Annotated in this window: 15 protein-coding genes; 9 read left to right on the top strand and 6 right to left on the bottom strand. The window is 61.9% G+C overall.

Annotated elements, in window-relative coordinates; all coding sequences use genetic code 11:
- The first annotated feature begins 188 nt into the window (after nt 1-188).
- Nucleotides 189-1688 carry an AMP nucleosidase gene (amn, locus tag AC0Z5Z_RS15000; RefSeq protein ID WP_016773051.1) on the top strand — a complete coding sequence of 500 codons (1500 nt, stop codon included), beginning with the start codon at nt 189-191 and terminating at the stop codon, nt 1686-1688.
- A 72-nt stretch (nt 1689-1760) separates the two neighbouring features.
- Entirely contained in the window at nt 1761-2396 is a 636-nt protein-coding gene (locus tag AC0Z5Z_RS14995) for a pseudouridine synthase (protein ID WP_056790617.1), read from the top strand.
- On the opposite strand, the gene AC0Z5Z_RS14990 is transcribed toward AC0Z5Z_RS14995, so the two are convergent.
- Nucleotides 2391-2600 carry a DUF2788 domain-containing protein gene (locus AC0Z5Z_RS14990; protein WP_016773053.1) on the bottom strand — a complete coding sequence of 70 codons (210 nt, stop codon included), beginning with the start codon at nt 2598-2600 and terminating at the stop codon, nt 2391-2393. The two genes, AC0Z5Z_RS14995 and AC0Z5Z_RS14990, sit on opposite strands and share 6 nt — an antisense overlap.
- Nucleotides 2601-2770: 170 nt before the next feature.
- The gene (locus AC0Z5Z_RS14985) at nt 2771-3250 is read right to left on the bottom strand and encodes an Lrp/AsnC family transcriptional regulator (RefSeq protein ID WP_007909658.1); all 480 of its coding nucleotides are present in this window, start codon (nt 3248-3250) and stop codon (nt 2771-2773) included.
- A 450-nt stretch (nt 3251-3700) separates the two neighbouring features.
- Here AC0Z5Z_RS14985 and AC0Z5Z_RS14980 point away from each other — a divergent pair, with 450 nt between their 5' ends.
- Nucleotides 3701-4639: a DUF6515 family protein gene (locus AC0Z5Z_RS14980; RefSeq protein ID WP_252876952.1), complete on the top strand. Its 939-nt coding sequence runs from the start codon at nt 3701-3703 to the stop codon at nt 4637-4639.
- Here AC0Z5Z_RS14980 and AC0Z5Z_RS14975 read toward each other — a convergent pair.
- Together AC0Z5Z_RS14975 and AC0Z5Z_RS14970 are read right to left on the bottom strand one after the other, a co-directional pair.
- A complete protein-coding gene (locus AC0Z5Z_RS14975) occupies nt 4633-5529 on the bottom strand; it encodes a cation diffusion facilitator family transporter (RefSeq protein ID WP_056790613.1) in 897 nt (298 codons plus the stop codon). The genes AC0Z5Z_RS14980 and AC0Z5Z_RS14975 overlap by 7 nt on opposite strands.
- A gap of 13 nt (nt 5530-5542) precedes the next feature.
- Nucleotides 5543-5962, bottom strand: a complete 420-nt coding sequence (locus AC0Z5Z_RS14970) for a polyribonucleotide nucleotidyltransferase (RefSeq protein ID WP_252876951.1) — start codon at nt 5960-5962, stop codon at nt 5543-5545.
- Nucleotides 5963-6072: 110 nt separating this feature from the next.
- Here AC0Z5Z_RS14970 and hrpB point away from each other — a divergent pair, with 110 nt between their 5' ends.
- The 3 genes from hrpB to AC0Z5Z_RS14955 all read left to right on the top strand — a co-directional run bounded on the left by hrpB (nt 6073) and on the right by AC0Z5Z_RS14955 (nt 9733).
- Nucleotides 6073-8592, top strand: coding sequence for an ATP-dependent helicase HrpB (hrpB, locus tag AC0Z5Z_RS14965; RefSeq protein WP_485611256.1), 2520 nt, complete (start codon nt 6073-6075; stop codon nt 8590-8592).
- A gap of 129 nt (nt 8593-8721) precedes the next feature.
- Nucleotides 8722-9294: a hypothetical protein gene (locus AC0Z5Z_RS14960; RefSeq protein WP_256810310.1), complete on the top strand. Its 573-nt coding sequence runs from the start codon at nt 8722-8724 to the stop codon at nt 9292-9294.
- A gap of 13 nt (nt 9295-9307) precedes the next feature.
- Entirely contained in the window at nt 9308-9733 is a 426-nt protein-coding gene (locus tag AC0Z5Z_RS14955) for a hypothetical protein (protein ID WP_236168725.1), read from the top strand.
- Nucleotides 9734-9744: 11 nt separating this feature from the next.
- Here the strand turns inward: AC0Z5Z_RS14955 and AC0Z5Z_RS14950 are convergent, their stop codons facing one another.
- Together AC0Z5Z_RS14950 and AC0Z5Z_RS14945 are read right to left on the bottom strand one after the other, a co-directional pair.
- The gene (locus AC0Z5Z_RS14950) at nt 9745-10824 is read right to left on the bottom strand and encodes an endonuclease/exonuclease/phosphatase family protein (protein WP_236168724.1); all 1080 of its coding nucleotides are present in this window, start codon (nt 10822-10824) and stop codon (nt 9745-9747) included.
- 75 nt (nt 10825-10899) lie between these two features.
- Nucleotides 10900-11574: a YciC family protein gene (locus AC0Z5Z_RS14945; RefSeq protein ID WP_485611255.1), complete on the bottom strand. Its 675-nt coding sequence runs from the start codon at nt 11572-11574 to the stop codon at nt 10900-10902.
- A gap of 177 nt (nt 11575-11751) precedes the next feature.
- On the opposite strand from AC0Z5Z_RS14945, the gene AC0Z5Z_RS14940 reads away from it, so the two are divergent.
- From AC0Z5Z_RS14940 to AC0Z5Z_RS14930, 3 genes are all read left to right on the top strand, one after another.
- Complete coding sequence (locus AC0Z5Z_RS14940; protein ID WP_252876946.1) at nt 11752-12513, top strand: DUF2076 domain-containing protein; 762 nt, start codon at nt 11752-11754, stop codon at nt 12511-12513.
- Between the two features lie 287 nt (nt 12514-12800).
- Nucleotides 12801-13280 (top strand): LabA-like NYN domain-containing protein, encoded by a 480-nt coding sequence (locus AC0Z5Z_RS14935; RefSeq protein ID WP_016773064.1) that lies wholly within the window; start codon nt 12801-12803, stop codon nt 13278-13280.
- A 35-nt stretch (nt 13281-13315) separates the two neighbouring features.
- Nucleotides 13316-13921, top strand: a complete 606-nt coding sequence (locus AC0Z5Z_RS14930; protein ID WP_095181881.1) for a 3'-5' exonuclease — start codon at nt 13316-13318, stop codon at nt 13919-13921.
- Nucleotides 13922-14220 lie beyond the last annotated feature (299 nt).

Genomic DNA, 14220 nt, shown 5'->3' with positions numbered 1-14220 from the left:
AATTTTCCCGACACCACAAAACCCTGTGGGAGCTGGCTTGCCAGCGATGGCGGTCTGTCAGTCAACATCGATGTTGAATGTGACGGCCTCATCGCTGGCAAGCCAGCTCCCACAATGATTCGGGTTACCTGAAAGATTTCGGTACACCCACAACGCCACTGTTCCCGTGCGTCCACGATGCAGGCAAGATGAAGCTCTGCAAGTCAGAACACAGGAAGCTGATCGTGACCGAAGCGTTTATTGTCGTTCAAACCGCCGAACAAGCCGTGGATCGTCTGGCCGAGCTGCATGAGCGGGCCACCACTGCGCTGAATTCTGCCCTCAAGCGTTACCTCAAGGACCGCGTCGAACCCGACGCCGAACAGCGTGCCCTGTTTCGTTATCCCGAACTGCGTCTGACCTACCACTGCCAGGGCGAAGTGCCGCAGACCACCCGCGCTTACGCCAAGGTGCAGTTGCCCGGTACTTACAGCGTCACCGTCACTCACCCGGCGGCGTTTCGCAAATACCTGCTCGAACAACTGACGCCGTTGATGCACGACTTCACCGTGACCGTCGAAGTCGGCGTCAGCCAGCAGAACATTCCGTATCCGTATGTGGTCGAGCAGGGCGATGAACTGGCCGGTTCCGGTGTCACCGCGGCGGTGCTGGCGCGGGTGTTCCCGAGTACCGATCTGTCCGCCGCGACCGATGGCATTGCCGACGGCCTCTACGACTGGGAAAACACCGATCCGCTGCCGCTGGCGCTGTTTGATGCGGCGCGCGTGGATTTCTCGCTGCGCCGTCTGGTGCATTACACCGGCAGCGACTGGCGCCATGTGCAGCCGTGGATTCTGCTGACCAACTACCATCGCTACGTCGATCAGTTCATCGTTCATGGTCTGGAGCAGTTGCGCCGCGATCCGCGTTTCGTGCGCATGGTCCTGCCGGGCAACGTGATCATCGAGAAGAGCATGGATCACGGCGAAGCCTCGGCGATTGCCGCCGGCGTGGTCTGGCACCGTTACCAGATGCCGGCCTATCACCTGATCGCCAGCGACGGCCACGGCGTCACGCTGGTGAACATCGGCGTCGGCCCGTCCAACGCCAAGAACATCACCGATCACTTGGCCGTGCTGCGCCCGCATTGCTGGCTGATGATCGGCCACTGCGGTGGCCTGCGTCAGTCGCAGACCATCGGCGATTACGTGCTGGCCCACGCCTACATGCGCCGCGACGGCATTCTTGATCGTGTGGTGCCGCCGAATATTCCCATCCCGGCACTGGCCGAAGTGCAGCTTGCGCTTCAACAGGCAGCGGCGAATGTCACCGGCGAGAAGGGCGACGATCTGAAGAAGCGCCTGCGCACCGGCACGGTTCTGACCTACGACGACCGTAACTGGGAACTGCGCTGGGCTCAGGAGCGGCCGCTGATCAACCTGTCCCGCGCGGTTGCGGTGGACATGGAAAGCGGCACGATCGCAGCGCAGGGTTATCGCTTGCGGGTGCCGTACGGCACGTTGCTCTGCGTTTCGGACAAGCCGCTGCACAGCGAAATCAAACTGCCGGGCTCGGCCAACGCCTTCTATGAACGCGCGGTCAGCCAGCATTTGAAAATCGGCATCGAAGCGGTGGATCTGCTGCGCACCGAACTCAACTCGCTGCACTCGCGCAAGTTGCGCAGCTTCGACGAGCCGCCATTCCGTTAACGGTTAGTCGTGGTCATTTGGCGGTCGGGGCACTAGCATTGTCAGCCCTGATCGCTAAATGTTCTGTCTCTTATGTCCCGTCCCCCGCGTCCACCTTCCCGCCGCCCCGGCGTGAAGCCTCAGTCTTCTGCCCCGCGCCGTGTTGCCAAGGCACCACCGGCCGAGCCGAAACTGATCCTGTTCAACAAACCCTTCGATGTGCTGACGCAATTCAGCGACGGTGAAGGGCGGGCGACGCTCAAGGATTACATCGATGTGCCGGGGATTTATCCGGCCGGACGTCTGGATCGTGACAGCGAAGGTTTGTTGCTGCTGACCAACGACGGCCAGTTGCAGGCGCGCATCGCCGATCCGAAACACAAACTGGCGAAGACCTATTGGGTGCAGGTGGAGGGCGAGCCGACGGCTGAGCAGTTGCAGCGCCTGCGTGATGGCGTCGAGCTGAATGACGGCATGACTCTGCCCGCCCAAGCGCGGCAACTGGCTGAGCCGCAGTTGTGGCCGCGCAATCCGCCGGTACGCTTTCGCGCGACCATACCGACTTCGTGGCTGGAACTGGTGATTCGCGAAGGGCGCAACCGTCAGGTGCGGCGCATGACGGCGGCCGTCGGGCTGCCGACGTTGCGTCTGGTGCGAGTCAGGATTGGTGACTGGACCCTTGAAGGGCTGGATCAGGGCCAGTGGCGGGAAGTGCCGGCGCGCTTATAAGGCGCCGGACTCGATCAGGCCGATCACCACACTCTTGATGATGAACGCGGCCACGCCCAGGCCCAGCACGAAAAACAGAATGAACGAGCCGAACCGCCCGGCCTTGGACTTCTTCGCCAGATCCCAGACGATGAAACCCATGAAAATGATCAGGATGCTGACCAGACCGGTCATCATCCACTCTTCGAACAGTGCTGGATCCATTGGCGATCTCCGGCGCGGACAGGGCTGAAAGGGCGGCGGCGAGTATACGCCAAGGGCGGATGGCGAGGCATTGATCTGGGTCGCTTGTGCCGGCCCCTTCGCGAGCAGGCGCGCTCCCACAGGTTGAAATGCATTCCCCTGTGGGAGCGAGCCTGCTCGCGAAAGCGATATCAGCTACGCAAATGAGTCAGCGGCAGTTCGGTGCTGTTGAGCACCTGGTTCAGCACAAAACTCGACCGCACGCTGGTGACCCCCTCGATCCGCGTCAGATGCCCCAACAGCAACTTTTGATAGTGATCCATATCCGGCACCACCACTTTCAACTGGTAGTCGGCATCCACTCCGGTCACCAGACTGCATTCCAGCACTTGCGGCAACGTGCGGATTGCCGCCTCGAAATTCTCGAAGCGCTCGGGGGTGTGCCGGTCCATGCCGATCAGTACATACGCCGTCAGGCTCAAGCCGAGCATCTTGCGATCGAGCAGCGCCACCTGGCGCGAGATATAGCCATCGTCTTCCAGCTGCTTGACCCGGCGCGAGCAAGGCGAGGGCGACAGACCGATGCGTTCGGCCAGTTCCTGGTTGGAGATACGGGCGTCGCGCTGCAATTCCGCCAAAATACTCAGGTCATACCGGTCAAGTTTGCTCATCAATCTGTCCTTGGTCGTAACTATTGCGGCAGATTATCTATCCAGGGTTAAAAATTGCGCAAGCGGTGTTTAATTGAGCAATTTTCGCAATCCTGTGTCGCAGCCTCAGGCTTATTCTTAACACCAGAATCACTGCTCGGTAACACAGTCCACGCGGCCCGCCCAATCAGGCCCGCCGAGGCCGCCACCCCCACCGGGGATGTGCCGGCCCCCGAGCTGCACACTGCCCAGAAGACAGCGTGAGGTGAGCCGACGTCAAAAGCGTCGAGCCAGGACGAAGTTCTCCAGAAGGGAGGCCGACGGGTCTCCCTTTTTTCTTGCCTGCGATTTCATGTTGGCGCCTCAATAAATAAGTCGCGCGACTGATAACCTGTTGCAGAACCCGATGGGGCTGTTTCGAGTCTGAGCAACAAGCCCTGCCAACGACAGGCTCCCACAGTGAGGAAAAGCATGAATTCGCGCATCTGGCGTCTGGCCGGTGTTGGTTTGCTGTGTGTGGGGGTCAGTGCGCAAGCGCTGGCCGATGAGCCGCAGAATCGCGGGCCGGGCAACGGGCCGCAGAACGACGGGATTATCCGTGGCGACAACAGCCGTCAGTTCGAGCACAACGGCCAGCCGCATAACAATGACGGTCAATGGCAGAACCGCAACCGTGTCGATGATCGTCCAGAACCGCCTCGCCAGCCGGGCAACAACCTGCCGATCCAGCCGCGACCCGACGCCGTGCACCAGACTCAGGAGCCGCGTCAGGGTTACTACCGCGACGAGCGCCCGCAGAACGGTTACCACAATCAGCAATGGCAGACGCGGCCACGTCCCGATGACAACCGCTGGCCGGGACGGCCGAACGGTCATGGCAATGGCTGGGGGCCTGGCCCGCAATATCGTCCGGGCCATGTGATCGATCGTTTCCCGGATCGTGATTACCGCGTGCCGTATCGCGGTCAGGATTACTTCTATTCCGGTGGCTATTGGTATCGCCCGCAAGGCCCACGCTACATCGTCGTGCAGCCGCCGCGCGGGATCCGCATCCAGTATTTGCCGGATTACGCCCGTGAAGTGTGGATCGGCGGCTCGCTGCTATTCCTCGCCGCCGGCTCGTATTACGCCTATCAGGAGGCGACGCAGGATTACGTGGTGGTCGAGCCGCCGCTGCAGCAACCGCCGCAACCGCAATCTCAAGGCTATGACGTCGAAGCCTACCCGGCCAACGGCCAGTCACCGCAGCAGGTGCAGCAGGACGGTTACCAGTGCTCGCAGTACGCGGTGCAGCAAAGCGGTTTCGACCCGCGCACCGCGACCTACCAACCGGCACCCGAAGTGGTTCAGGCCTATCGCCAGGCGCAGGGCAACTGCCTGAGCAGTCGCGGTTACCAAGTCAATTACTGAGTGCGGGCGGCGAGCACCACTTCCTGTGGGTCGGCGTGCACCAGCACCTCGGCCTTCGGATATTCCTTGTGAATCGCCGCCGCCGCTTGATCGCTGATGCCATGGGCGACTGACAGGGTCAGTTCGCCCGGCAATTCCAGGTGCAATTGCACGAACCAGTGGTTGCCCGAGATCCGCGTGCGCAAGTCATGCGCACCGAGCACCCCCGGCACGCTGCACGCCAGTTCGAGCATGTGCTGGCTGACATCGGTCGGCAACTCCTCGTCCATCAACACCGAAAAACTTTCCCGGGCGATCTGGATCGCACTCCAGAAAATGTACACGGCGATCCCCAGCCCGAACCACGCGTCCAGTTGCGCAAAACCCATTCCCGCCAACACCAGCGCGATCAGGATGCTGCCGTTGAGCAGCAGGTCCGAACGGTAATGCAGGGAGTCGGCACGCACGGCGTTGGAGCCGGTCTGCTTGATCACCCGGTGCTGCAACATCAGCAGCGCCGCCGTCAGCAGCAGGGAAAACACGATCACACCGATGCTCAGCCACGGCGCGCCAAGCGGCTCTGGTTTCTGCAAGCGCTCGTAGGCCTGAAACGCGATCAACACCGCGCTGCCACCAATGAACAACGCCTGCGCCATGCCCGCCAGCGATTCGGCTTTGCCGTGGCCATAACGGTGATCGTCATCCGCCGGACGCAAGGCGTAATGCACCGCCAGCAGATTGAGCATTGAAGTGACGCCATCCAGCGCCGAGTCGGTGAGGCCGGCGAGCATGCTCACCGATCCGCTGAGCCACCAGGCAATCGCTTTGGCGACGATCAGCGTGCACGCGACCGCCACCGAGGCGCGGGTCGCCAGCCGCAGCAGGCGGGCGTGTTCGGGGCTGGAGGTCATTGAACGTCCTTATTCAAGCGGCGGGTTGCAGGCCGAACATCGCCAGTTGCTGAGTGCTGCCCTTGTGCTGGATCAGACGCGGGTCGTCGAGAGGAAAGTCTTTACCCAGTTCGCTCTCAAGAATCGCCTGCAACTTGTGATTGTCGACCTGTCCATCCGGGCCGATGGCTTGCTTGAGCTTGGCCGGATCGATCTGCGCGGTGTGGCCCGGTTCGAAATAGATCGCCCCGGTGGCGAAGTCGACGGCAAACGCGATCAGCCCGGGAATGATGTAGAACAGCAGGCCGACGGCATCGAGCACGGCAATCGCCGGGTCGATCTTGCCGTCGATCTGGCCACGGCGGTCCGGGTAGAAAATCGAGCCGCACGCCGTGAGTTGCGTGAGCAGAGTGGTGACCAGAACACCGCCGATCAGGCGAGAGGGTAAGCGCATGGAAATGTCTCCTGAGTCATCAAATAACGAAGCTTCGTCTTGTGAAGTTAAGACCCTGACGAACGTCAGACAGTTCGTCGTTATACTCGCCGCTCTGTTTGGGAGCCAGCATGATTTCTTTGCCGATCGATGATGTTTTACCCGCCCTGCGTGAAGCCCTTGCGTCACGCCACGAAGCCGTGCTCGAAGCACCGCCCGGCGCCGGTAAGACCACCCGCGTGCCCTTGGCCTTGCTCAACGAAGCCTGGCTGGCCGGGCAGACCATCGTCATGCTCGAACCACGGCGTCTGGCCGCGCGCGCAGCGGCGGAACGTTTGGCCAGCGAGCTCGGCGAGCAGGTCGGTGAAACCGTCGGCTATCGCATCCGCCTCGACAGCAAAGTCGGCCCGAAAACCCGTATCGAAGTGGTCACCGAAGGCATCCTTACCCGGCGCTTGCAGGACGACCCGGCGCTGGAGGGTGTGGGCCTGCTGATCTTCGACGAATTTCATGAACGCAGTCTCGACGCCGATCTGGCGTTGGCGCTCAGTCTGAACGGTCGCGAGCTGTTTCGCGCTGAACAGCCGCTGAAGATTCTGCTGATGTCGGCGACCCTCGAAGGCGAGCGCCTGTCGGGGTTGCTCGATGACGCGCCGATCCTGCGCAGCGAAGGCCGCATGTATCCAGTGTCGATGCGCTGGGGCCGGCCGTTTCAGCCAGGCGAATACATCGACCAGCGCGTTACCCAAACCGTGCTCGAAGCGCTGCACGACGAGACCGGCAGTCTGTTGGTGTTCCTGCCGGGGCAAGCGGAGATCCGTCGCGTACATCAGCAACTGGTCGACGCAATCGGCGAGCGCAAAGACATCTTGCTGTGCCCGTTGCACGGCGAACTCGACCTCAATGCGCAACGCGCGGCGATCGATCCGGCGCCGCCCGGTCAGCGCAAAGTGGTGCTGGCAACCAACATCGCCGAGACCAGCCTGACCATCAACGGCGTGCGCGTGGTCATCGATGCCGGGCTGGCGCGGGTGCCGCGTTTCGACCCGGGCAGCGGCATGACCCGCCTCGACACTCAACGCATCTCCAAGGCCAGCGCCACCCAGCGTGCCGGCCGCGCCGGGCGATTGGAGCCGGGCGTGTGTTATCGCCTGTGGTCACCGGATCAGCACGAACAACTGGCGGCCTATGGCAGCGCGGAAATTCTCTCGGCGGATCTGGCCAGCCTCGCTTTGCAACTCGGGCGCTGGGGCGTGACCCCGGGCGAACTGGTCTGGCTGGATGTGCCCCCGGCCGCCGCGTATGCGCAAGCGCAGGATCTGCTGCAACGGCTCGGCGCCTTGCACGGTGACACGCTGACGGCCCACGGCCAGGCCATGGCCGAACTGCCGGCGCATCCGCGCATTGCGCATTTGCTGTTGCGCGGTCAGGCGCTGGGGCTGGCGGCGATGGCCTGTGATGTGGCGGCGCTGCTCGGCGAGCGCGATATCTTGCGCGGTGCCGGTGCGGATCTGCACAGCAGGCTGGTGCTGCTTTCCGGCGAAGAGCGCGCCGGTCGTGGTACGCAGGGCGGGGTGCAACGCGCCCGGCAATTAGCCCGGCAGTATCGCGGCTACTTGCGCGGCAAGCCGAGCGAGCCGGTCAGCGATGCAGACCATCCGCGCTGGCTCGGCGCGCTATTGGCGCTGGCCTACCCGGATCGCGTCGCCCAGCAACGGCGTGCCGGGGGGGCCGAATACCGCTTGGCCAACGGTCGCGCCGCGCTGTTCGCTGAGGCCGACAGCTTGATGAAGCATGAGTGGATTGTCATCGCCGACCTCGGCAGCCGTCAGGGCCAGCGCGAAGAACGCATCTATCTGGCGGCGGATTTCGATCCGGCGCTGTTCGACTCGGTGCTCGCCGAGCAAGTGCGCAGCGTTGACCAACTCGATTGGGATGAACGCGAAGGCGTGCTGCGTGCCGAGCGCCAGCGCAAGGTCGGCGAGCTGATTCTCAGCCGCGAACCGTTGACCGGTCTCGATGAAAACACGCGCAGTCAGGCCCTGGTCAATCTGGTGCGACGCAAGGGTCTGGAGCTGCTGCCATGGACGCCGGAACTGCGCCAGTGGCAAGCGCGGGTGGCGCTGTTGCGCCAGCTCGATCTGCGCACTCAGGACGACAGCCAATGGCCGGATGTCAGCGATGCAGCGCTGCTCAATACCCTGGAAGACTGGTTGCTGCCGTATCTGGGCAAGGTCTCGCGGCTGAGCCATTTCGCCAACCTCGACCTGTCGAGCATCGTGCGCAATCTGCTGCCGTGGCCGCTGCCACAGAAACTCGACGAGCTGGCGCCGCATCATTTGAGCGTGCCGTCGGGTTCATCGATTCGCCTGGATTACAGCGACCATCCACCGATTCTCGCGGTGCGCTTGCAGGAGCTGTTTGGTCTGGCCGATACGCCTCGGATTGCCGGCGGGAGGCAAGTGGTCAAGCTGCATCTGCTCTCGCCAGCGCGGCGGCCGGTGCAGGTCACGCAGGATCTGGCCAACTTCTGGCGCAGTACCTATGCCGAGGTGAAGAAGGATCTGAAGGGGCGTTATCCGAAGCATTATTGGCCGGACGATCCCTTGGTCGCCGAAGCCACCGCGCGGGCAAAGCCACGCGGTACCTGAACACAATGGCAGCGCGCCATTAGCCCATCCGTGCTAATTGCCCTTGTTTGTTCAGGCTCCCAAAATCGCGGCCTGAACAATAACAAGCCTTGTTGCCTGGCAACTTGTGCCCAAGGAACGGAACTGCCCATGAGCTCTTTCTTCAAGTTCAAGAAGTTGATCTTCTTGTCGGCTGCGCTGCTGGCCGCCTCTAATCCGACAATGGCCGAAGAGTCCAACCCGATTGGCGACTGGTGGATTATCTACGGCAACGGCGTGCCCCAGAAAAACATCATGTACGTCGCCGATGCCACCTCGGTCGTGCCTTCGCAGAAAACCAAAGGCGCAACCATGGTCGCAGTGACCCTGGTGTATGAAGAGCCGGGCAAACCGATGATCGACGTCTACAACCTCGAAGCCCAATGCTCTACGGGCAAGGTGCGTTTCATCAATGGCCAGTCCATCGAGCGTCTGGCCTACACCATGCGTCATCTGAAAGTTGCCAATCAATGGCAGACCCCCAAAGAGTTCTGGGTCCAGCAAGCGCTGAAGTTTGCCTGCGCCCCTGGCAGTCGCGCCAAAAACGACATGGCCGCAGTGGGCAAGATGGAATACCTGCAGATGATCGAGATGCTGCAGCAGATGTTCTTCAAGCTCGCGCCGATTCAGCAAAAGAGCCAGATGATGGACAACATCGACAGCCTGCTCGAACTGAAGAAATAAGCCGGGGCATCCAATGACTTACACACGTTTGTGGCTGGCAACCCTGGTGGCAGGATTGATATTGAGCGGTTGTGGCACTATCGCGCAGAGCCGCTGGGAAGGCCGCGATCTCCAGGAAGCACTGGACCTGTTCGGCACGCCTGATTCGATGAACAAAGAAATCGGCCCAAATGGCGAACCCTTGGCCGTGCTGACCTGGTACAAGTCCGCGAGCTGGACCACCACCGAAGCGGCTGGCACTTCGATGACCCATACCGGCAACGGCATGGTCTACACCGAGCATTATCAGCAAGTTGGGCACAGTTCCGATTGCAAATTGCAGGCGAAGATCGATCAACAGAAGAAGATTGCACAGTTCCTGATCGAGGACGGGCGAATCCTGCATGGCAAGTGCCTGGGCGTCCGGTTTGTCCCCGGTTACATTCCGCCCGGCTTCTAAGGGCAGAGCGCTCAGGGCGCAGCGGGCAGGAGGAACCGCGCAATCACCGGCAAGTGGTCGGAGATGCGCAAGGTATCGTCCTGCCGCACCTGTGCTTGCAGGCGTTTGAGCTTCGGGCTGTAGAACAGATAATCGACCGTGCGATCCGGGCCGTTGAGCCCGGGGTCGTTGGGGTAATGGGTCAGCCATTTGGCCCGGTCGATGCCGCCGGCCTCGTTGTTGGTCGGGATCATCGGGTACTTGTCCCACAGCAGATGCAGTTCGCTGTCGGCAGAGTAGGGCGTGCGGCGCTCCACGGGCAGGCGCCGGTACTGGCCCAGCGGCAGCAGATTGAAATCGCCACCGATCAGCCAGGGCAGGCCTTGGCTTTCATACTTGTCGAGCACCTTGGCCACGGCGGCGACTTGCGCCTGCAAGTGGCCGTCCGGCTCGCTGGCGCGCTGCAGATGGGTGTTGAATACGGTCAGTTGTCCGCCATCGCTGAGCGGCAGTTTGACGGCCAGCAAAGCGTCTTTGGGCTGGAACTGGCGGCTGATGAAGTTGCTCGGGGCCACGGGCAGTTGCAGGCGTTCGGCGTGTTCGATGCGATAGCGACTCAACGTCGCCAACTGGCGGCCGACGCTGCCGTAGATATGTGGCTCGGGAACAAAATCCGCCTTCCAGTCGAAGGCGCTGGTGCTGCACGGGTACAGATCGGCGACGCGTTCCTGCAACAGTTTGAGCTGGTTCTGGTAATCGCTGGCCTTGGCGCCGTCGTCGAGCTCCTGCAACAGCACCACATCGGGTTGTTCGTCGCGGATCACCCGCGCCACTTCGTCGAGGCTGAAGGCCATGTCTTCGGCGGTCGGCGCTTCGTCGTCGCCCTGAGCCAGGTCATTCCAGAATACGTAGCGCTTGCCGGCGAGGAACTGCACGTTCCAGGTCATGACTTTCAGTGCTTGCCCGGGAACCAGCGTCGGCGCCGTGGTGCTGCAACTGACCGGCAGGGTTTCGCGGGCATCGGGGCGCCAGGTCAGGCTGAACAGCAGTACGCCGAACAGGACGACGGCAAGGATGACGAGAAGCAGGGTGTAGCGCAGCAGACGGGTCATGGCTCGGCTTATAGCGTTACAGGAAGTGGCCCCGAGCATACCTGACGGCAGCCGCGAAGCCCAAGCACGGTGCGGTCAGACCGTTCCGTTACGTTTGTCAGGCAATTCGCTGATCAGCATGAACAGGCGGAACAGCACCACACTGGTGAACAGTTGCAGAAAGCTGTGAGCGCTGTCGATCAGCCCGGCAATCAGCGGATTCTGCGGTTCGGGGTACACCGCCAGCGTCGCGCCCTTGAGCAACCACAACGGAGTCATCACGCAGAGAATGCACAGCAGGATGCGCCAGAAGTGCCCGCGCGTCAGGCGCAGGCTTTCCTTCATCGCCTGCAACGGCCCGAGGCCGCGCAGCACCAACAGGTATTCAGCGAAGGCGAGCATGACCATCAGCATCAGGCCCGGGAGGAAGTACAGCGACAGGCCCAGCAGAATCAGCAAGGTATTGAGCGCGGTCAGCACGGCGAAGCGTGGCCACAGGGTTGCGGCCATCGCCAGCAGGTCGCGGTTGCGCGGCGACTCGCCACGGCTGCGCGCATCGAGAAACAGGATCAGCGCGGCGGTGTACAGCGGATACACCAGCAGGCCGACGATGATGCTGACTCCGGCGAAGGTGTCCGGCCCGGTGGCGTGATCGACCGCCTGCTGCAAGAAAGCTTCGACGATCACCAGCGGCAGGCACAACTGCACGATGCTGCCCAGATGGCGTTTGAAAAAATACAAAGAGTCGCGCAGTACTTCGAGGGCATTCATCAGTCGGTATCGCAGGTCGAAAACAGTGGCTCACTTTAACCGATGCAACGCGGGCCGACACAAACGTAAACATTCGGTAAAGGTCATTGAAACGTTTTGTCACTGTCTCCATTACAGGAGAGCACCGCGCCCAGAGTGGGGGCGGGCACGTTATTACCGGCAATCTACGAGGTCGCCATGAACAGCGAAGAGCAAACCCTGATCGATGGACTGTTTTCCCGGCTGCAACAGGCCGAAACGGAGGCAGCCCCGCGCGACGCCCAGGCCGAGGCGCGGATCAAGGAACACCTGACGCGCCAACCGGCGGCAGGTTATTTCATGACCCAGGCGATTCTGGTGCAAGAGGCCGCGCTGAAAAGCCTCGATGAGCAGAACAAGCAGCTGACCCAGCAAGTCCAGCGCCTGCAGGCCGAGCTGCAATCGGCCAAGGCCCAGAGCGGCGCGCCATCGGCGAGCGGCGGCGGTGGCTTCCTGTCGAGCATTTTTGGCGGCGGCAGTTCGCGTCCGGCGCCGAGCCAGAGCGCAGCGCCGTCGTCCTCCGGCGGCTGGCGTGAACCAGCGCCGCAGCAGAGCTACCAGGCACCGGCGCCACAACAGAGCTTCGGCGCCGCGCCGCCCAACTATGCGCAGCAGGCAGCCCCGGCGGCGGGCAACAGCTTCCTCGGCGGCGCGCTGAAAACCGCCGCTGGCGTGGCCGGCGGTGTGATGCTGGCGCAGGGCATCAGCAGCCTGTTCCACCATAATCAGCAACCGGAAGAAATCGTCGAGGTCATCAAGGAAGAACCGGCGCAGGTCGCCGACCAGAGCAACAACGGCTGGGGCGATGATCAGCGCGTGGCGGACAACGGCTTCTCGGGCAATGACCAGGGCGGTTTCAGCGACGCCGATTACAGCAGCGACAATTCGTCGTTCTTCGATGACGACGACTCTTTCGTCTGACATAGCCTTTCAAGGCTGACATGCACCCTGTGGCGAGGGGATTCATCCCCGCTGGGCTGCGCAGCAGCCCCCGCTTTTCCTGGTTAAAGCGAGGACTGCTGCGCAGCCCAGCGGGGCGGTGCGACGTTTCGCTAAATCCCCTCGCCACAACACCGTTTGTCAGGGACATCTCGGCGCCAGCCGGTGATTATTCGCTGAATCTTTCTCCTGGCTGGCATACTGAGCGCCTTTTTCAGGCCTGATCGCCTGACCCCGCTTCGTGCGCTTGTGCGCCCACAGGAACTCCGGTGAAAAAAATCGCAGTGTTCGCCGATGTGCAGAACCTCTACTACACCGTGCGTCAGGCCTATGGTTGCCACTTCAACTACGCCGCATTGTGGGCGGACATCAGCAAGAACGGGCAGATCGTCGAGGCCTACGCCTACGCGATCGACCGTGGCGACAGCAAGCAGCAGCAGTTTCAGCAGATCCTGCGCAACCTCGGCTTCACCGTGAAGCTCAAGCCCTACATCCAGCGCAGCGACGGCTCGGCCAAGGGTGACTGGGATGTCGGCATTACCCTGGACATCATGGATGCCGCCGACCACGTCGACGAAGTGGTGCTGGCTTCCGGTGACGGCGATTTCGACATGCTGCTCGAGCGCATCATCAACAAGCACGGTGTGCAAGCGGTGGCCTACGGCGTCCCTGGCCTGACCGCCAACTCGCTGATCCGCGCCGCCAGCCGCTACGTGCCGATCGAAGGCGCGCTGCTGTTAAAGAATTAAGCTCAAGAACTTATCTGTACGGAGTTGAACCCGGTTTGGAACGCATCGCAGTCATCGACTTTGAAACCACCGGCCTGTCGCCGAACAGCAGCTGCCGCGCCACGGAAATCGCCGTGGTCATGCTGGAAAACGGCCGCATCGTCGAGCGTTACCAGAGCCTGATGAACGCCGGCGTGCGCGTCCCCGCGTTCATCGAGCAACTGACCGGCATCAGCAACGCCATGCTGCGCACCGCGCCGCCGGCCGAGCGGGTGATGGAAGAGGTCAACGAATTCGTCGGCTGCACGCCGTTGCTGGCGCACAACGCCTCGTTCGACCAGAAGTTCTGGGATTTCGAACTGGGGCGGATCAAACGCACACGCCTGCAGAATTTCGCCTGTTCACTGCTGCTGGCGCGGCGCCTGATGCCGGCGGCGCCGAATCACAAGCTCGGTACGCTCACCACGTTCGCGCAGTTGCCGCACACCGGCCAGGCTCACCGGGCCATGGCCGACGCCGAGATGGCCGCCAATCTGATGGCGCATCTGGCTGAAGAGCTGCGGGGCAAACATGGAGTGCGCGAGTTGAATCACGACCTGCTGTGCAAATTGCAGAAAGTCCCTGCCGCAAAAGTCGGCGAGCATCTGCAGCGTTATCGCTGATCCCGGGTACTCCGACTGATCGTTCCCACGCTCTGCGTGGGAATGAAGCCCGGGACGCTCCGCGTCCCTTTCAAAGCCGAACGCAGAGCGTCCGTTGAGGCATTCCCACGCGGAGCGTGGGAACGATCCATGCGGTGTGTCATTCAACGCAACTGTGACTGATACACCGCTTTCGCGAGCAGGCTCGCTCCCACAAGGACCTTGTCGGTCTCAGTTGCTTTCATGCAAAAGTGTACCGGCGCGATAAACAGGTTTTGTAACTTATTTTTGCGCGGCAGCCTTTCTAGAATAAACCGTTC

The sequence above is a fragment of the Pseudomonas sp. 1L-E-NC-VB-C3 genome (genome assembly GCF_057291535.1).
The sequence above is the reverse complement of the archived record's forward strand: the minus strand, read 5'-3'. Positions and strand labels throughout refer to the sequence as shown.